Source organism: Acinetobacter kyonggiensis (assembly GCF_900107285.1).
Taxonomy (GTDB): Bacteria; Pseudomonadota; Gammaproteobacteria; order Pseudomonadales; family Moraxellaceae; genus Acinetobacter; species Acinetobacter kyonggiensis.
Map to the genome: position 1 here is coordinate 87057 of NZ_FNPK01000005.1, position 19484 is coordinate 106540.

The following is a 19484-nucleotide window of genomic DNA, read 5'->3' on the forward strand; positions in this document are numbered from 1 at the left end:
GCAAAGTTGAGAACTTAAATTTTTTAGTGAAATAAAATTAACTGAAATTTAAATAGTATTAAAAATCTTTAATAATTTACGGTAAAAAATCAATAGGCACGACACAACCTGTTCACTTACCTACATAAATTTGCTTTACTGCACTTTTTTAGCCATAGATAGCCTGTTTTTCTGTCCACAATCGAAACTAAAGGTTGCTGATGATTCTTGCCGACGATGGTATCTATTTCCAGATCGCCAAAACGTGACCGCTGATGAATGATTTGAGGTCTTTCATGGATACTTCTTCGATATAATTACAAGCCTTAACTCATAGTTGTATTGTAGAGTGTGAAATTTTTCCTAAACTCTACTTTTTTTTAATAAAATAGTCTTGATAGGTAGTTAATATGGATTTCCTATAAAAATTAAGTTAGAAATAAATCTAAAATGTAAAAAAAGTTAAGGAAGGTAGCGCTCTAAATGAAGGATAATTTTAATAGTTATGACACTTACCATATCTTTAATCTTATTGGGCAGCATAGCGAACTTAAAATAATTTTAAATACGATTTCCAAATGGCTTGAATCGCATATTCCAGATGCCTTAGTCACCATTATGGTTTACTCAGAACAGGATCAGACTTTAAAACTTATTAGTGGCAATCAACACTTTTCTAAGCAGTATTGCAAAGCTATTGATAATTTAAAAATTGGTCCACATCAGGGTTCCTGTGGCACGGCTGCATTTCTGCACAAGCTAGTGATTAGTCCTAACTTAATGGAAGATCCCAATTGGGAAGCTTACCGAGCACTAATTCAGACAGAGAAGCTTTCTAGCTGTTGGTCTACACCGATTATTAGTGCAAAAGGTATTTTATACGGAACTTTTGGAACCTACTATCGCATTAAAAGAGAACCTACTGAACAAAATATTAATCTTTTATTGCAAGCCGCGGCCTTAGTTGCTTTAGCTATTGAACTTGATAATGAACGCCAGCAAAAATTAGCAATCAATGAAAAATACAGCTCTTTTTATACTCATCATCCTGATGTAATTTTTGAATTTGATACAGAAGGCTATGTAATAAATACTAATATTGCTTGTCATGAAATTACAGGTTTTTCTGAAGAACAAATTCAAGGCAAACATTATGAGGCATTTATACCTGATGAATATCATGATCTAGTGGATGCAGCATTTGAAGAAACGCTACAAGGTAGTGCTAAACACTATGAAACTCCTGCTTACCATGCTTCTGGTGGAATCTTGTGGCTTGACATGACTAATTTACCGATTATTCAAAACCAAAAAGTTACTGGTGTATTTGTAATCGCACGTGACATTACCCTACGCCGCAAAAATAAGGAAACTTTACGCCTCTTAAAACGTGGAGTAGATGCGAGTCCGAATGGTATATTTATTACTGATGCATCTGAAAAAATGTTAATTGTCTATGTTAACCCAGCTTTTCTCAAGCTAACCGGTTATACAGAACAAGAAGTCATGGGGCGAGACTGTTCTTTTTTACAAGGTGCAGATACAGATTTTGATCAGATTACATTACTCAAACAAGCAGTAGAAGAACAAAAAGAGGTTTTTGTTACTGTAAAAAATTATTGTAAAGATGGAAGCTGGTTCTGGAGTCGCTTAATGCTGGGACCTGTTTTTGATCAATATAATAATTGCACTCATTTCCTAGGGATTCAGGAAGATATTACCCAGCAACGTATTCATGAAGAATATTTGGAATATCTACATAAGCATGATCATTTAACTGGCTTACCCAATCAAATAATTTTTGAAAATTTTTTAGAAGATGCTTTTGAAAAACAACAGCGCAATCCACAACCTTTAGTCTTGTTTTACATAGACCTTGATGACTTTAGATCAATGAATGACAGTTTAGGCTATGTAATTGGTGATAAAATTATCAAGAACGTTGGAAGCCGTCTTCAAGAATTTTTAAACCCAGATGATTTTCTCAGCCGCTATGCCGAAGATGAGTTTGTAGTATTGATGGCAGATCCACATGACCCAAAGAAAGTAATCGCAACCGCTGAAAAGATTCTTGATCTTATTTCACAAATTTTTCAAATCGAGGGTCACACTATACATTTGAGTGCCAGTATTGGCATCGTAACAAATAACAATTCCATACAGCACTCTTCAGAACTTTTGTATCAGTCTGTTCTAGCTATGCAGGAGGCCAAAAGACAGGGTCGCAATACTTGGAGCTGGTATGAAGAAAGTAATAACAAGGTTGTCCAAAAAAGAGACTATGCTAATCTTCGCCTTGAACTTATGGAAGCAGTGAAAGAGAAACAGTTCAATCTATTTTATCAACCGCTGATTCAGCCATTAACTGGAAAGGTTAAGGGGGTGGAAGCCCTTATTCGCTGGTATCATCCACAGCGGGGCTATATTTTCCCCGATGTTTTTATCCCTTTAGCAGAAAGAACAGGACAAATTGTAGTCATTGGTCAATGGGTATTAGAAAAAGCATGTACAGATATTTCTGAATGGAATAGAAAACATAATAGCAATCTTACCGTTTCGGTTAATATCTCTCCTTTACAGTTTTGCAGAACGGGCTTTCTAGAAGGGCTTAAATATGTACTTGAAGTCAGTGATTTACCTGCTAAATTACTCAAAATTGAAATTACGGAAGGAGTAATTATTAATGGAACCGATAGAGCAATAAAAATTTTGGAATCGGTACGCGCTTTAGGTGTACAAGTCGCAATAGACGATTTTGGAACCGGTTATTCGAGTCTCAGCTACTTACGCCGTTTACCTATTAATCAAATCAAATTAGACCGTAGTTTTATTGAAAACCTTACTATAAATGATCAAGATGCAGCTATTGTTCAGTCGATTATCCATCTGGCACATCAGCTTAATTTAGAAGTGGTCGCAGAAGGCGTCGAAACATTAGATCAAGCTAGTTTACTCTATCAACAAAATTGTGATCTTCTTCAAGGTTATTTTTATGCGCGACCGGCACCTATAACTGACTTAAAACTGATATATATGTCACTAGATAGTTATTTAATAAGATAAAATTTAAACAATAGTCTAATTTGAAATTTATATTGTTTAGCAATTAATAGATTTAATTGCTAAATAAGCAGAATCTTGCTTAAGGGGTGCTATTTTTTTAAGCATAAAAACTGTTTTAGAGTCAAAAATATTCTAATTTGATAAAAATAGTCAGAGAAATTAATGATTTTAAATGGTGTTGCTTATTCGCTATTATGGTTAAATAGTTAATATAAAAATTAAGAGTATTATTGTTCTAAAAGTGGATGTTTCTACTTGAGCTTTAATATCCATACTTCGCATAATGTGTGTTATGTATAATTGAAAATACTAATGAAATTTTAATCTACTTAAAGTCAATTTCTTCATACATATGTGACATACGCTCCTGTTTTGTTTGTAAATAGTCTTTATTAAAAATATTTAAACCTACTGTTATAGAGACACGATCAACTACATTAATACCTAAATGTTTCAATGAATTAACTTTAAGAGGGTTATTAGTAATTAGCCTTACTTCTTTAACTTTTAAATAATCAAGCATAATAATACACATATCATAGTGACGAGCATCTGCTGGTAAATTTAAAAGCAAATTTGCATCAACAGTATCATGTCCTTGATCTTGGAGTGCATATGCACGAATCTTATTAGTCAAACCTATACCACGACCTTCTTGACGTAAGTATAAAATCACTCCTTGACCTTCATCACTAATCATTTTCATTGCGGAATGTAATTGTGGACCACAATCACATTTTAATGAACTAAAGGCATCGCCAGTTAAGCACTCAGAATGTATTCTGACTAATATTGGTTTCATTAGAATAGTATCTAGTCCTTTAGAAAGGGCAACATGTTCTTCACCAGTACTTAAATCTTGAAATGCTATGATTTCAAAATCGCCAAAAGCTGTCGGTAATTTAGATTTAGCCACGAATTCTATAGTCACTGATTCATCCATTTATATTTTAGAAAACATTAAAGTTAAAAACTTATCATTAATCGTTAAAAATATACAACAATTAAAGGTATTATCTTTAAATTAATAAATTTTTTAAATAAATACTTACTACATTAAATGTAGTAAGTATTGCCGTAATTAATTCAGCTAAGATTGATTTAACAATCTATTTGATATATCAAATTTCATTTATAATAATAGTTATTTAATAGTGAATTTTTTGTGAAAATATATGAATAAAACAAAAATAATTAATGATTTCACTAATCAATTTGAATCCTGCTTAAGTGAATACTTCACTAACTTGAATCATTGGCTTATTTGGGTGACAAAGCTGATAGACGCATAAAGAAGCATAGATCCTCGCTAAAGAGTCAGTAAGAGTGCAAGCTTTACAGCTTTACCAGATTATATTTCTTCTAAAGAAGTTCAATAAGGTTTCTATTGAAATATGAAAATTTATACTAAATAGAGATGAACACGATTTCCGAAATTTTCAATTGAGAAGGCTGCATTCTCAAATGCTTTTTGTTTTGTTTCAAAAATCGCCAATAGGTTGCCGAATTTTTGAAAAAACCCATCAATCATGCATAAGAAGTATGTATGAGCCATATATGGCGCTAGGAACATGGTAGCTGAGCATAGCTGTGTAGTGACACCCTAATGGTTTTTAGCCCCCTTTTTCAAGTCAATTTTTTATCTGAGATTCAGATTATCTAAGAAGTTGTTTTGGCATCACACTGTAACCAATTAACAATATTCATAACCTCACTGTTAGCACTATTTTTTCTTACTACCGCATAAAAGTTATAGTCGCAATATATAAAGCCAAAAGGAGCTATGACCCTTCCATTCAATATTTCTTTTTCTACTAAAATTTGAGGTGCTATTGCAATACCTAATCCGGAAACAGCTGCCTCTATCATTAAATTTAGACTATCAAAATAACGTTCACTTGATTTATGCGCAGAATGAAGCCTTGATCTATCCAACCATATATTCCATGCATTTTTATTTGAATTGGTATGAAGTAGTGGATAATTCAAAACATCATTTATTGTGTCTAGATTATATGTTTTACGATTACAAATAGGTCCCATGTTATCAGGAAATAAAATGTATTTATCTAGAGATTCTGGAAGCGTTTGATCTAGATTCAAACTATTGATAAAAATATCAATTTTTTCTTTTTCTAGTAACTTTAAATCATTGCATGTCATTAATTTAACATGGATATTCGGATAGATTATTTCGAGTTTTTCTAATCGTGGAATGAGCCAATTCGCCATAAAACTATGAGATGCTCCAATAATAATTTCAACTTCAGAAGCTTTATTTTTTAACTCAAAAACACATTTTTCTAGATCGTTAAAAAAGTGAGTACAAAGGCAGAATAATTCTTCTGCATCTCTTGTTAAAGAGGTAGTTGAGGAATGTCGAATAAACAATTTTTTATCAAGCCATTCTTCCAACTGTTTTATTTGATGGCTAACAGCACTATGGGTTACGCATAGTTCTTCTGCAGCTAAGCTGAAACTTCTATTTCTAGCCACCGCTTCAAATGCTTTCAAAGCATTTAATGGGGGTAACTTTCTACCTTTCATGGTGTGAATTTTTCTAACATCATGATCTAAAAATATATCAATTATATAAAAAATGGAAATCTTTTAAGATGAAGAAAATTTTGATTCTTCAAGTGATATAAAATGACAACACTGTATACAGGTAATGGTCCTGATAAATCAGGGTTTTTTGGTGAATTTGGCGGATGCTACATGCCAGAAAGTCTTATGCCTGCGCTTCAAGACCTAGAGCGAGAATTTAATATTATTCGGAATAAAGCCGAGTTTTGGACTGAATACCGACAAATTTTAACAGATTTTGTGGGTCGACCTAGCCCTCTGTTTTATGCAAAAAATCTCACAATGTATGCGGGGGGAGCCAAAATATATCTTAAAAGAGAAGATTTGAACCATACAGGTGCCCATAAGATTAATAATTGTGTTGGACAAATCTTGTTGGCTAAATTAATGGGTAAAACCAGAATTATTGCGGAAACAGGTGCTGGACAACATGGTGTTGCAACAGCAACAGTATGTGCTCTCTTTAAGCTTAAATGCACCATTTACATGGGTGAAACGGATGTTCATCGTCAGCAAATGAATGTTGATCGAATGAAATTACTAGGAGCTGAAGTTAAAAGCGTTAAGAAAGGTCGTGGAACCCTAAAAGATGCTATGAATGAGGCATTACGTGACTGGATCAGTAATGTAGATACGACCTATTATCTATTAGGAACGGGTGCAGGTCCTCATCCCTATCCGACCATAGTGAGAGAGTTCCAGAAAATTATTGGCATAGAAGCTAAAAATCAAATACTGTTGAAAGAAAATAAACTACCTGATGCTTTAGTTGCCTGTGTGGGTGGTGGATCCAACGCATTGGGTTTAATGCACCCATTTTTACAAGATACGAATATCAAAATGTTTGGGGTTGAAGCTGGTGGAAAAGGAACAAACAGCGGTGAGCACGCTGCATCTATTTCAAAAGGTAGAGTTGGCGTCCTACATGGTAATTTGACTTACTTATTACAAGATTCAGATGGACAGATTCTAGACGGACATTCTATATCGGCAGGATTAGATTATCCTGGGGTTGGTCCTGAGCATGGCATCCTGTTTGAAACAGGGCGCGTTACTTATGTTGCTGTAAATGATGAGGATGCAGTCAATGCATTTCAGATTTTAAGTCAACAGGAGGGAATTATACCTGCACTGGAAAGTGCTCATGCTATCGCATATGCAATTAAATTGGCCAAAGAAATGCGGCCTGAACAGACCATTATTGTCAATTTAAGTGGGAGAGGTGACAAAGATTTAAATACAGTCAAAAAATATCTCTCAGGAGTAACAGAATGAACCGTTTAGACCAAAAATTAAAGGAATTAAAACAGGAAAAGCGAAGCGGTCTCGTGTGTTATTTTACTGCTGGAGATCCTGACTTCTCAGAAAGCTGTAATTTATTTAGTCAATTAGGCCAAGCTGGAGCAGATATTATTGAAATTGGCATTCCATTTTCTGATCCTGTTGCTGATGGGGAAATCATTCAGGCCGCTCATATCCGAGCTTTAAGTGCTGGCCAAACTGTGAGTAAAACTATCGAACTGGTCAAAAAAATAAGGTTAAATGATAATAAAACACCTATTGTATTCATGACCTATTTAAATCCAATTATGCAATACGATTTCGAAAAACTTGTATTTGAAACAGAAAACCTTATTGATGGCATCCTTATTTTAGATGTGCCACATGAATATCAAGATAATTTTAAATTGATATTAAATGCAAAAAATATGCACTTAATTGCTATGACAGCTCCAACGACTCCACTTGATAGATTAGAAAAAATATCAGAGAGTGCTACAGGTTTTTTATATCATGTTGCAGAAAATGGCCTAACCGGAGGAAATTTAAATCTGCCCAATCTTGAAAAAAAGATTGCTGAAATAAAACCAATCTTTAATATCCCTATTGCAATTGGCTTTGGGATCAAAAATGAAAGCCATGTTAAAACCTTAGCAAATAAAGTAGATATGGTTGTTATCGGCTCAGCACTGGTTGAAACTTTTTTTAAGCAAGGTGTGGATGCGACAATAGAAAAGATCAAAAAATTTGCAAAAGTACTTAGAGGTAACGAATAGTTTTTGTACTTATTCAAGATATTTTTTTTATTAGTATGACTAACTAATATATAAAAACCGCTCATTAGGCGGTTTTTTCTTGGATTTAGTGGTAAACAATAAGGTTAAATTGAGAAGGTTACATAAGCTCTTTGCATATGGGAAACAACCATCATTCCCGAAATTAAAAACGCCAATATTATTATTACAAAGCTATACAATCGCATTCAGTACTTGTCAAACTTACTAAGTCAACAGATTAACCTTATTTTGTTACAATTACAATGAAAAGAAAAACCATTGAAATAACTAAATTTTTTAATAAATCTGACGTTTTTATAAGAAAAATAAATATATATATAAGAAAACTTGATTAATTTTGTTTTTAGTGTATAGTTAACTTAACTAGAAAAAAGTCTTGTTTCGGTAAATCTTCTTTAAGTATCGCAGTTTTAGTCATAATCCTTCGTTTTTTCAGATTTTAAGTCTCATTCTTTATTATTTTCAAAGTTATAATCAGTCAATAATTTGACTAAAAATTATTAAAAAATCAGTAGGATATATTATGTCAAACTCAAATGTTGTTAAAGGTACTGTAAAGTGGTTCAACGAAACTAAAGGTTTTGGTTTTATTCAACAAGAATCAGGTCCAGATGTTTTTGCTCATTTTAGCGAAATCGCTAGTTCAGGTTTTAAAACCTTACTTGAAGGCCAAATGGTTGAATTCAGTGTAGCTCAAGGTCAAAAAGGACCAAATGCTGTAAATATTGTTGCTATCTAAGTAATAATAAGCAGTAATAAAAAAGCACTAATCAGTGCTTTTTTTATAATCCAAAATTTAATTTTAAAGTTGTTTTCCAGATCGGAAGAGTCTCTAAAAATAGGATATAAGTTGTTAAAAATAAATGATTTAATTGCAAAATCTAAAAATGGTACTGAAATTATAGTATCCTTAATTCCCCTAAATAAAATGCAAAATACACGTCAAGGTTTAAAAAAAATTGAAGTAGGAAAAAGAGTTCTTCTTCAGTCAGGCATTGTGGTTGATTTAAATTTAGATGGTCGTACATTTTATACTTCTTTACACCAACTGTTTAAGTTAAAGCATAAAATTATTTAAATAATAATTATATATATCAACTATTTAAATTTATATATTTTCTCTACTACAATATTATTAAAGGTATATTAATGCTTAAACAAAGTATCAGTGTGAAAGATCAATTTGGCGTTAAACACGCTATTCAAGCAACAGTTGATAAGCATTTTGCTAATACGCAATCTTCTTCTAATGTAAAACATATCACCATTGATGGTGAAGATATTCGGCCAAGTTTCGAAATGTTTTTTCAAAGTACCTTAAGCGGGAAAATTTTCAAAATTATATAGATAACCCGAATTCTATTTAATTTAATATATCTTAATACAGATTTTTAGAACTAAATTTTATAAAAAATTCCCGACATTCTGTTGGGGATTTTTTATTGCTTATTTTTTAATTATATGTCGTATTTTTATACATGCTCAGCAAAGAGCATAAAATATTTTTTAAAGGAAATTAATAGGCCGAGTAAGATAGCGATGATGCAATACAATAAAAAAGTTAACACTAACTTTAATTTAGATGATCAGTTTTATGCGTATTACCGTGATATTGCTTGGCATGTAAAAAATAAACAAATTGATACTCTACTTATGGTGAATGTGTTCCTGACAGGGGGTGATTCAAGCATTTTCTCAAACCAATCGTATTTTGAATGGTAATTATGCTTTTTTAGGTCAACAACTTGACCATCTAAATCACCACTGATACAAATATTTAATTTAGTTACTCAGTAATAATGAACTGATCTACTGTAGCGCCAAATGTATAACTTCTGATTAATTGCCAAGTTTTTACTATCAGAATCTAGCTATCTAAAATATAGATATAAAAAAACCCTAATAAGCATGAAGCAAATTAGGGTATAAACTTTAAATCTTTCTCGTTGGTAGCGGGAGCTGGATTTGAACCAACGACCTTCGGGTTATGAGCCCGACGAGCTACCAGACTGCTCCATCCCGCATCAACGAAGTGACGTTATACGTGTTATTAAGACTTAATACAATCTTTATTTTAAATAAACATTTAAGTCTCCAAAAATCCACTAAATAGCGAGATAATTCAACTAAATCTATCGAATTTCTGACTCAGTTATAAATAGAGGGTGAGAGGACTTATATAAAACCAACTTCTTTTTTTCATTTTCCAAATAGGATTTAGGCTCTTCTATCCAAGTGACTTTATCACTAGCAAAATCTGAATTTTTCAAAGCCCAATTAGAAACTAAACCATACATAAAAGTATTATCAGCAAAAATTAATTTTGACTTATTGCTAGTATGACTTATAAACACTTTATGCGTTGGTAAAGATCCAAATATACTAATGTGGGTATATAGATATTTATAAGTATCGTTCATATTAGGAGTATTCGAGTAACGGATCACTATACCAACAATAGCTCATACTAATTAAATTAAAAATTAATAAAATAAGTCCAGTTAGATGACTAACCTTTCAAGTCAATTTCTTATCCACGATTCAAGTTATTTAGAGATAAAAAATCACAAATTCTTCATCTTGCATCTTTTAAAATTGAAAGATAAACAATATTTTTTAAAGATTAGAAAAGATAGCTTATACGATATAGACCGTTGGTTATTTTTTCATCTTCATGATTTTGATATTTATATTTTCAACAAAATAAGGGCGATGCTGTGGATAATACTATCGAATATATGGGTGCAGATCTATCACGAATTATTGAAATGGCATGGGAGGATAGAACACCTTTTGAAGCTATAAAGCGTGAGTTTGGACTGAATGAATCTGCTGTGATTCGGTTAATGCGGCAAAATTTAAAGTTGGGTAGTTTTAAGTTGTGGCGTGAACGTGTAGCAGGGCGTAAAACCAAGCATTTGCAGTTACGTTCGTCAGAAGTAATCCGTGGTTATTGTACACGCCAGTATAAGCATCATTAACTATAAAATGTGGCAGGATGGTTGAGTCTTTTATTCCGCCATCCTACTTGAACTTGTTGAAGTCTTAGGGATTTAGGTTTTTAAAATTAGTCCTTTTATCTACAAGGAATATTTAATTTAAAGTTGATCAAAACCTGCCATGAAATATGAGTTATTCGACTGAAATAAAGATGTTTTATTTCCATTTTATTGGGCTGATTTTCTGAGCGGCGACTGGCGTTTGCATCTTTCAGAGCAGTATTTGACCTCATTCCAGCAGCGTTGCCATTTCTTTCGCCACGTAAAGGGACGCAGACAGTAGGCACAGGTTTTTTCTGGTAGATGCTGTTTTTTCATCAACTTATAATTCATTTAGTCGGCTGAGTAAGTCTTCAGCATGCGCTACGATTTGCTCTTTATTTTGCATTTTATCCAAGCTTTGATAAGTCATTCGCATACGCATATTGGAACGAAAAAACTTTTCATTCTTGATCATAAAATACCAGTACAGACTGTTGAATGGACAACTGTCTGGTTCGGTTTTCGTTTTAATATTGTAATAGCAGTGTTTGCAGTAATCAGACATTTTATTGATGTAATTTTCTGAAGCCGCGTGAGGCTTACTCGCGAGTAAGCCTCTATCTGCATGCATCACCATACCTAAGGTATTCGGCAATTCGATCCATTCATAGGCATCGGCATACATCGCAAGATACCATTCACTGATTTGTTGAGGCTGAACCCCACTTAACAAGGCAAAATTACCCGTAACCATCAGTCGATGAATATGGTGTGCATATGTATGTTCAAGGTATTTCTAAAACACTCTGTCATACAGGCCATTTGGGTACGACCCGTCCAGTAGTACTGTGGTAAAGGAGTTACGTGTTGGAGTATATTTCTGTTTGCATATTCTGGCATGTTCACCCAGTAGATACCCCGAACATATTCCCGCCAGCCGAGAATTTGCCTGATAAACCTTCTACTGAATTTAATGGAGCATGACCTGTATAATAAGCTGCTTCAGCAGCATCACAGACTTCTTTCGCCATTAGTAAGCCACAATTTAAATAAGGAGAAAGCACACTGTGGAACAAATAATCTACACCATAAATCATCGCATCCTGATAATCTCCAAAATTAGGTAGACTATTTTTAATGAAATGATTCAGGGCAAGCAAGGCATTGCTGTGGGTTGTTGCCTAGTGAAAATGCTTAAGATGCCCCGTATGTTGTGGAAATTCTCGTCTGACCAACTCAATCTGATCCTTTTCAAATTGTAGTGAAGCAGGCAGGGGAGGATTGCCTGACTATGTTTTACGGTTTGCACTGTCATAGTTCCATTACCCACCAATCGGTTGCTGCCCCTGCATTAAATATTGGGTTTGTTTGTGCATCTCACGATAAAAATATTCCATCCGCAGGGTTTTATATTTACCAGCCCATTGCCTGAGTTGCATTGAACTGCAAAAGAAACGGTCGTTATCCAAACAGTGCACTGGCAGTTGGAGTTGTGTACTCCAGTTGCTCTCAATTTCATGTTGTAGTCTATATTCCCCACATTGGGTAATGATCAGCGCTGTGGCAGATAGTAGCTGATCAAAATGAATTAGTTTCTTAATTTCGCTGTTACGGTTGAAATCATGGTATCGCACCCTCCAGTCCTGTGCTTTTCGTTCTTTGGAAAAGTGACGCATTGCACTAAAAATCAGGGCGATTTTTTGAGGATGATGCGCCACATATGTACTTTCTTCGAGTACTTCTGCCATCCAAATTTAAGACACAACTCGGGTATATGGTCTGCCTAATTCGGTAAATTTATTCAGTACGGCTATACGAGCATGTACCTCATTTACCTGACTTGAAAAATGTCTGGCTGACAATTTATCGGCTAATAATTTGATACAGTGCATCTTGGTTTCGACCAAACTTTGACGATGGTAACTTGATCATTTTTTCCATATTGTCCTGCCCAAATGCTTAACTGTTCGAAGCAACTCATTTCGCTCAAGCGAGCTGGCCTTTGTATCTTTCCAAGGTTTGGAATTTTTTCTAGGTGAAATCACTGCATGTGCTTGCCGATCCACAATTACCACAGCATTGTTTCGTATCATAAGCACCATCTGTATAAACAGAATCGATTTCTTCATCTTTGGGAATTTGATCAAGTAAATCCCTGAGTACTTGTGAATCACTGAAACTGTTCGTTGTTAACTGTACAGCCCGTATTTGTAGGGTTTTAGCATATACCGATATGCAGTTTACGCCATTGATGACGATATTCAGACTGATGTTTCTTAAGTTTCCATTCACCTTCACCTAAAAACTTCAATCCAGTAGAGTCTACGAGTAGATGGAGCCCATCTGTGCTTTGTTGGTAGCTAATCGCAATATCGATATGTTGTTGTCTTCTACAAATCGTAGTGTAGTCTGGTGCTGTCCAGTCCAATCCACAAAGACGAATGAGACTTTGAACAAATCCTGTGGTCATTCGTAAAGTCAAACGGAATAAGGCTTTTATCATTAAACAGTACTGAATAGCTGTATCTGAGTAGGTTTGATTTCGTCCTTGTTTATGTGTTGATTGTGCATACCACTGAGTATTGGAATCAAACCAAATGTTAATATTTCCACGATTGATTAAAGCTTGGTTGTAAGAAGACCAATTGGTCGTACGATAGATTTTAGGTGCAGGCTTATTCATCTGAGCATTATATTGCTGAATAAGCCTTTAACGACAGGTTTGTGCAACAAAGCCCTTTGTTTAAGTATGCAATTTAAAGTTTTTTGAAGCAACATGATATCTATAAATTTGATAACTGCTTTCATTGTTTTTTGGTGACTTCATTGCGCTCATTTCAATAGTTTAGGTATTGGAATAAATAGCCCTAATGGAGTAGGCAATGTTAAAACAACAAGCTAAGCACGTTTATGCTTTCAGTCTGTTATCTTTATGTATTTCACAAACGGTTATGGCTTTAGAGCCAGGGGCAGCACCACAAGCGCCAGCAGGTAATACCATGGGTATTCCTTTAAGTGTTTCGTTACCGGCAGGTTTATATTATACCAGCTCAACTAAACACTTAAATGGGCAACTCAAGGATGATAATGGCGATAACATGGGGTTGAAATTGAATGCACCTGCATCGACATCAATTTTTATTTATACGCCTGGATTCCAAGTATTAGGCGGCGATTATCGTGCTTGGTTGGCAATTCCATTTATCATGGCAGAAGAAGAGATTAGCAATCCAATGCTTGGAGATGTGGGGACACATTCGAATAATAATATTGCCAATATTGATGTACATTTTGCAGATATTTCATGGACATTAAGTCCTGGACAATTTGTCAGTGCAGGTTTGGGGGCGATTACCACAACAGGTTCGTGGAATTTAGGGGGAACTAATACCAGTGGTGAATATTGGTCACTTAACCCTCGTGTTGGTTATAGTTTAATGAATCAGAATTGGAACATTTCATTAGAATCACATTATTTTTATAATTTTGAAAATGATGAGACGAAATATGACTCTGGGGATGAATTCTTTTTTGATGCTACAGTGCTGAAAAAAGTTGATTTTATTTACCCAGGCTTGCAGGTGGGTCCAATTGGCTACGTACGTGAGCAAGTCACCAGTGATGAAAATAATGGTACGGCTTATTATGGTACAACCAATGGTAAAGCACGACAAATGGGGCTGGGTGTTCAAGTATTGAAAGACTTCGGTCGCGGTTTATTTGTTGGGTTGAGTTGGTCTAAAGATCTTGAAACTCAAAATGCCGTTAGTAATGATGGGCGCTTTGCCTTAAATATTTCTGTACCCGTTTTTATGAAAAATAAACCAAAACCAGCAAATTTGCCTGCTAAATTTTAAAATTGAATTTAAAGGATTTAAAGAGCTGATTTGAAGCAGCTCTTTTATTAAAGGAAAAAGCATGTTGTTACAGGATCATATCGTTTTGGTGACGGGAGCAGGCTCTGGTCTCGGTTTGGGTATTGCACAATATTGTAAAAAACAAGGTGCTAAAGTTATTGTGACAGATGTTGCAACAGAAAAACTTAATGAGATAGCTCAAAAATTCGATCAGAACGATTTGATTTTACGTTGTGATGTGACTAAAGCGACTGATCTTGTTCAGTGTAAGAAAGAAATTTTAAATAAATATCATAGGCTTGACGCTGTGATAGGGGCACAAGGCATTTTTGATGGCAACTTGCCTATAGCAAGTATGGAGCTTCAACATTTAGATCAATTATTTGATGAATTATTTAACGTCAATGTAAAAGGCTATTTACTGACTGCCCATGTTTTTGCAGATGTATTAAAGGAAAATCATGGTGCAATGGTATTTACGACTTCTACAGCTGCCTATGCTGCAGATGGCGGCGGTGCAGTGTATACAGCCACCAAGGGTGCAATCCGAAGCTTGATTCAGCAGCTTGCATTTGAGTTTTCGCCTGAAATACGCGTGAATGGTGTGGCACCCGCCGCTATTGGAAATAGCCAGCTCAAAGGCCCGAAAGCCCTGAATCTAGAACATCAAAAACAATCCGATATTCCGAAAGACGCTTTTTTAAATTTATTCCAGTCTATTAGTTTGCTGCAGGAATTGCCTGATGCAGAAGACTATGGTGCACTGTATGCATTTTTAGCTTCGAAGCAAAATAAGGTCATGACCGGGCAGACTATTGTGGCAGATCAAGGCTTGTTGAACCGAGCTGTACTTACTCACTAACACGCAAAACAACAATATTCTAGGATCTTGCAAATAGGTTCATGGATCGGTGCTGCCAAAAAAAGGATATACCACATGACACAAGCTATGACTGCACAAAAATATAGCCTGAGTTGGATTTTACTTTTGGCGCTATTAACAGCAATTGCGCCGCTATCCACAGACATGTATTTGCCAGCTTTACCGGATATGGCAAAAGAATTTTCAGTTTCAACACTCTTTGTATCAAGTTCATTGCCAGCTTACTTTTTTGGGCTTGCCATTGGACAGCTAATTTATGGCCCGATTAGTGACCGCATAGGTCGGAAAATACCGCTGATTTTTGGTCTTAGCTTGCATATTGCCGCCAGTATATTGTGCATATATGCAGATGATTTGCAGACATTACTGATTGTTCGTGTACTGCAAGCTTTAGGAAGTTGTGTTGGCTTGGTATTAGCCCGAGCTGCAATTCGTGATGTGCTGGATACCAACTCTGCTGCTAAGGCATTTGCCAGTATGATGATTGTGATGGGTGTTGCGCCTGTGATCGCGCCGACCTTAGGTGCTTGGCTGCTACTGTTTTTCCATTGGCATGCTATTTTTATTGCTCTAACACTATTGGGCGTAATTAGTCTGGTCTGGGTCATTTTCGGTTTCAAAGAAACCTTAGCAGTAGATCGGCGTTTAAAGCTCTCCTTCAAGCATGTATTTCAGTTGTATATAAAAATTTATCAGGATCCAAGCTACCGTTTTCCCATGCTCGCTGGCTGTTTCAGTTTTGGTGTATTGTTCTGCTATATCAATGCAGCATCTACAGTGTTAATGGACAGCTATCATTTGAATGAACAGCAATTTGCTTATGCTTTTGGCTTGAATGCAGTCGGGACTATGTTTTTGTCAGCCATGAATCATAAGCTGGAACATAAATATTCTGTGCTGCAACGATTGGGTATGGGCGGGATGGTGCAAATTTTTGGCGTGTTGTTACTGTTTATTGCTGCATTACTGCCACAAGCGGGTCTGCCATTGGTATTAGCCGGTTTGTTTTTAGCTGTTGCAGGCATTGGTCTGACTGCACCGAACTCAACAGCTCTGGCAATGTCACAGCAAGGTAGACAGGCCGGTTCGGCTAGCGCCTTGATGGGTGGGCTGCAATTTTTCTTTGGCTTGCTCAGCGGAATATTGCTGAATTTCCTGCCTGGGTCAGCGCTCCTGAATTTGAGCATAGCCATGCTGATTTTTGTATTTTGTACCAATGTTTCCATTCGCGCGGCGAAGCGATTTTTTAATATGCAGCCTGCTGCATAAACCACAGTTTCCTTGGTTTGCCGCCTTTTAAAGGCGGCTTTTTTTCACCCATGTTATCTATTTTAAATATATCTAATATCCAGCTTGACCCATCATTATAGATACAGGGTTAGGCTATGCTGAACCGAGAAATGGATGTTTGCACTGCATACAATAAGGATAGAAAGATGCACATACAAACTTTTTTGGATCAGCAAAAATGGTCAGGTTTTCAAAGCCTGATTTTTGCCATGATGTTTTTTGTGGCTTTTTTTGACGGCATGGATACCGCAGTCATGGGCTATATTGCACCAGATTTAATTCGTGAATGGCACATCAGCAAGGCCGATATTATCCCGCTTCTCAGCGCTGCACTCATTGGCGCTGCCATCGGTGCAATCATTCTAGGTCCATTGGCAGATAAGTTTGGACGCAAAACATTATTACTGGTGTCTGTGTTTATTTTTTCTGTCGGCTGCATTCTATCCAGTTTTGCAGAAAATCTGATCCAGCTAGAAATACTGCGCTTTATTACCGGCTTAGGTTTAGGCGCGGCTTTGCCCAACGCCGTAACACTGCTCTCAGAATATTGTCCTGTACATAAACGGGCATTTATCGTCAACACCATGTATTGCGGTTTTCCAATTGGTGCAGCACTCGGTGGTTTTGCGGCTGCTTATATTATTCCGCACTTTGGCTGGGAAAGCATGTTGCTGATCAGCGGGATAATACCTTTTATTTTGATGATATTTATGCTGATACTTTTGCCAGAATCAGTGCGCTATCTATTGCTAAAAAAAGGAAAAGAACAGCACATTCAACAGATCTTAGGCAAAATAAATTCATCGGCAAACCAACATCATTTTCAGCTGGAACACAGCAGTTGCAGTACTTCCATATTCAAAGCCATGAAAACCGTATTTTCAGCTAAATATGTCGTGGGCACGCTGAGTTTATGGACCTGCTTTTTTTCAGGTTTGATGATTTTCTACGGCATTATCAACTGGATGCCGCTGCTGTTTAAAGAAGCGGGTATGCCTGCTCATTTAGGCCCGATTGTAGCGGGCCTGTTCGCATTGGGCGGTGTAGGGGCTATGCTGAATGGCTGGTTGATGGACCGCTTTAACGGCAATTATGTGATTGCCGTATGCACTTTTTTTACAGCGATATGTATCGCGATGATTGGCCCAGCAGTACATTGGTCTTTAACTGGGTTTATTGTACTGATGATCAGTGCTGGAACGCTTCAAAATACCGCCCAGTCTTCTTTGCCTGTTTTGGCAGCAAAGTTCTATCCGACTGAAGCCAGAACCACGGGTGTGTCATGGATGTGCGGTATTGGCCGTTTTGGCGCAGTTGCCGGCACCATGTGCATGGGCTATATGGCGAATAACAACATGACTTGGACGCAAATTTTTATGCTATTGGCCATACCTGCAGTGATTATGACCTTTTGTATGCTGATTAAAAATATCGCTGAAAATGTAGCGGAAGACAAAGATACTTCTGCAGATTTTGAAAAAGAATAATGCTTTTAAGGTCATTAGGTTTGACTGGCTGAACGAAAGGATCATTCAGCTATCTATTTATGAAAAACAGCGCAGGCAGCGCTAAACAGGAACACACTCAAGGAATTGAATATGAAAATATTGGTTTTAGGCGGCGGTATTGGCGGTATGGCGGCAGCCATTAAACTCAAGCAGTCCAACCATGACATCGAACTGGTTGAAAAGTCAGAAGACTGGAAAGCTTTAGGCACAGGTTTAACACTTTCTGTGCTGACCTTGCGTGCGCTCTGTGATTTAGGGGTGCAAGATGAAATTGCGGCGCAAGGTTTTGTACATGATGGCGTTGATATTTATGATCAAAATGGCAATTTTATCCGCACCGTGTTATCCAAGCGTGTAATTGCCGATGATTTCCCATCTGAGGGAGCAATTCTGCGTCCTGTACTGCATGACATTTTATCTTCTAAGGTTCGTTCCCTCGATATTCCTGTTTTTCTTGGAGACAGTGTTGCGAGCCTGCAAAGCACTTTAGAACACGGCAGTTTTGTGCAATTTGAAAGTGGCCGGACTGCGCATTATGATTTGGTGATTGGGGCAGATGGGGTCTTTTCTAAACTGCGTCAATTGCTTATGCCAGAACAAGCTGCACCTGAGTATACAGGACAAGCCTGCTGGCGTTTGCAGTTTGACCGTCCAGAGGATATTGTCCGTGGACGTATGTTCCAGTCTGAAAAAATAAAAGTGGGCTTTAACCCTTGCAGCCCAACGCAAATGTATATGTACATGATGGAGTGTGTACCCAAAGACCAAGTATGGCGTGAACCTGAAGTATTGCCGAAAATGGCGAAAGAATTGCTGCACGAGTTCGAAGCTGTGCTGAAACCTTATATTGATTCAATTGATGAAAATACTCCGATTATTTACCGTCCTTTAGAGCGTGTGATGGTGAACAGTAACTGGCATCGTGGTTCAACGATTCTCATTGGCGATGCTGTACATGCCACAACACCGCACTTAGGTTCAGGTGCGGGATTGGCTGTTGAAGATGCCATTGTCTTGGCAAAACTATTAGATGAATATGGGGATGATTTAGAAACTGTATTTGAGCAATTCATGCAAAAACGCTTGGCACGTGCGCAGTTTGTGGTTGAAACATCCGGTGAAATTGGTCGTATGGAAATTGAAGGTGGTTCGATGCTCGAACGAAGTATGTTGTTGGCGAAGGGCTTTGAGCAGGTGACCAGCGCATATTTATAAAAATATTTAATGATCAAGCATAAAAAAGCCTGGATCAAACAGGC

15 protein-coding genes, 1 tRNA gene and 4 pseudogenes are annotated in these 19484 nt (G+C 36.4%); 13 read left to right on the top strand and 7 right to left on the bottom strand.

The features are described from left to right. Nucleotides 1-137 precede the first annotated feature (137 nt). Nucleotides 138-290: pseudogene (locus BLV99_RS18700) on the bottom strand (IS30 family transposase); the annotation flags it as partial. A gap of 172 nt (nucleotides 291-462) precedes the next feature. Between BLV99_RS18700 and BLV99_RS05740 the strand changes: the two are divergent. Next, nucleotides 463-3042: a sensor domain-containing phosphodiesterase gene (locus tag BLV99_RS05740; protein ID WP_092688586.1), complete on the top strand. Its 2580-nt coding sequence runs from the start codon at nucleotides 463-465 to the stop codon at nucleotides 3040-3042. A 325-nt stretch (nucleotides 3043-3367) separates the two neighbouring features. Here BLV99_RS05740 and ribA read toward each other — a convergent pair whose 3' ends face one another. Beyond that, the gene (gene ribA, locus BLV99_RS05745) at nucleotides 3368-3973 is read right to left on the bottom strand and encodes a GTP cyclohydrolase II (protein ID WP_167356305.1); all 606 of its coding nucleotides are present in this window, start codon (nucleotides 3971-3973) and stop codon (nucleotides 3368-3370) included. Between the two features lie 728 nt (nucleotides 3974-4701). After that, nucleotides 4702-5589, bottom strand: coding sequence for a LysR substrate-binding domain-containing protein (locus BLV99_RS05750; RefSeq protein ID WP_092688593.1), 888 nt, complete (start codon nucleotides 5587-5589; stop codon nucleotides 4702-4704). 102 nt (nucleotides 5590-5691) lie between these two features. Here BLV99_RS05750 and trpB point away from each other — a divergent pair, with 102 nt between their 5' ends. The 6 genes and pseudogenes from trpB to BLV99_RS18705 all read left to right on the top strand — a co-directional run. Next, nucleotides 5692-6903 (top strand): tryptophan synthase subunit beta, encoded by a 1212-nt coding sequence (trpB, locus tag BLV99_RS05755; protein ID WP_092688596.1) that lies wholly within the window; start codon nucleotides 5692-5694, stop codon nucleotides 6901-6903. Beyond that, entirely contained in the window at nucleotides 6900-7685 is a 786-nt protein-coding gene (gene trpA, locus BLV99_RS05760) for a tryptophan synthase subunit alpha (protein WP_086185138.1), read from the top strand. The genes trpB and trpA overlap by 4 nt, the downstream gene beginning before the upstream one ends. A gap of 544 nt (nucleotides 7686-8229) precedes the next feature. After that, nucleotides 8230-8445 carry a cold-shock protein gene (locus BLV99_RS05765; RefSeq protein ID WP_004649268.1) on the top strand — a complete coding sequence of 72 codons (216 nt, stop codon included), beginning with the start codon at nucleotides 8230-8232 and terminating at the stop codon, nucleotides 8443-8445. A 111-nt stretch (nucleotides 8446-8556) separates the two neighbouring features. Then, nucleotides 8557-8784 carry a hypothetical protein gene (locus BLV99_RS05770; RefSeq protein WP_086185139.1) on the top strand — a complete coding sequence of 76 codons (228 nt, stop codon included), beginning with the start codon at nucleotides 8557-8559 and terminating at the stop codon, nucleotides 8782-8784. Nucleotides 8785-8855: 71 nt separating this feature from the next. Beyond that, nucleotides 8856-9053: a hypothetical protein gene (locus tag BLV99_RS05775; RefSeq protein ID WP_086185140.1), complete on the top strand. Its 198-nt coding sequence runs from the start codon at nucleotides 8856-8858 to the stop codon at nucleotides 9051-9053. 114 nt (nucleotides 9054-9167) lie between these two features. After that, nucleotides 9168-9392: pseudogene (locus tag BLV99_RS18705) on the top strand (type I restriction enzyme subunit R domain-containing protein); the annotation flags it as partial. Between the two features lie 261 nt (nucleotides 9393-9653). Here BLV99_RS18705 and BLV99_RS05785 read toward each other — a convergent pair. Continuing rightward, nucleotides 9654-9730 (bottom strand) — tRNA-Met (locus tag BLV99_RS05785). Nucleotides 9731-10444: 714 nt separating this feature from the next. Here BLV99_RS05785 and BLV99_RS05795 point away from each other — a divergent pair. Beyond that, on the top strand, nucleotides 10445-10687 hold the full coding sequence (locus BLV99_RS05795) for a TIGR03643 family protein (protein WP_092688605.1): 243 nt from the start codon (nucleotides 10445-10447) through the stop codon (nucleotides 10685-10687). 186 nt (nucleotides 10688-10873) lie between these two features. Here BLV99_RS05795 and BLV99_RS05800 read toward each other — a convergent pair whose 3' ends face one another. From BLV99_RS05800 to BLV99_RS05810, 3 genes and pseudogenes are all read right to left on the bottom strand, one after another. Further along, nucleotides 10874-11038 carry a DUF2256 domain-containing protein gene (locus tag BLV99_RS05800; protein WP_342028091.1) on the bottom strand — a complete coding sequence of 55 codons (165 nt, stop codon included), beginning with the start codon at nucleotides 11036-11038 and terminating at the stop codon, nucleotides 10874-10876. After that, nucleotides 11028-12441 (bottom strand): annotated as a pseudogene (locus BLV99_RS05805) (cryptochrome/photolyase family protein); the annotation flags it as partial. The gene BLV99_RS05800 and the pseudogene BLV99_RS05805, both read right to left, overlap by 11 nt. Next, nucleotides 12442-13370: pseudogene (locus BLV99_RS05810) on the bottom strand (IS5 family transposase). It lies immediately after the preceding pseudogene. A 199-nt stretch (nucleotides 13371-13569) separates the two neighbouring features. Here BLV99_RS05810 and BLV99_RS05815 point away from each other — a divergent pair. The 5 genes from BLV99_RS05815 to BLV99_RS05835 all read left to right on the top strand — a co-directional run bounded on the left by BLV99_RS05815 (nucleotide 13570) and on the right by BLV99_RS05835 (nucleotide 19440). Next, a complete protein-coding gene (locus BLV99_RS05815; RefSeq protein ID WP_092688608.1) occupies nucleotides 13570-14544 on the top strand; it encodes a SphA family protein in 975 nt (324 codons plus the stop codon). A 61-nt stretch (nucleotides 14545-14605) separates the two neighbouring features. Then, complete coding sequence (locus BLV99_RS05820) at nucleotides 14606-15406, top strand: SDR family oxidoreductase (protein WP_244516283.1); 801 nt, start codon at nucleotides 14606-14608, stop codon at nucleotides 15404-15406. A 75-nt stretch (nucleotides 15407-15481) separates the two neighbouring features. Next, nucleotides 15482-16696: a multidrug effflux MFS transporter gene (locus BLV99_RS05825; protein ID WP_092688611.1), complete on the top strand. Its 1215-nt coding sequence runs from the start codon at nucleotides 15482-15484 to the stop codon at nucleotides 16694-16696. Between the two features lie 167 nt (nucleotides 16697-16863). Beyond that, nucleotides 16864-18204, top strand: coding sequence for an MFS transporter (locus BLV99_RS05830; protein WP_213030960.1), 1341 nt, complete (start codon nucleotides 16864-16866; stop codon nucleotides 18202-18204). A 111-nt stretch (nucleotides 18205-18315) separates the two neighbouring features. Beyond that, nucleotides 18316-19440: an FAD-dependent monooxygenase gene (locus tag BLV99_RS05835; protein ID WP_092688614.1), complete on the top strand. Its 1125-nt coding sequence runs from the start codon at nucleotides 18316-18318 to the stop codon at nucleotides 19438-19440. Nucleotides 19441-19484 lie beyond the last annotated feature (44 nt).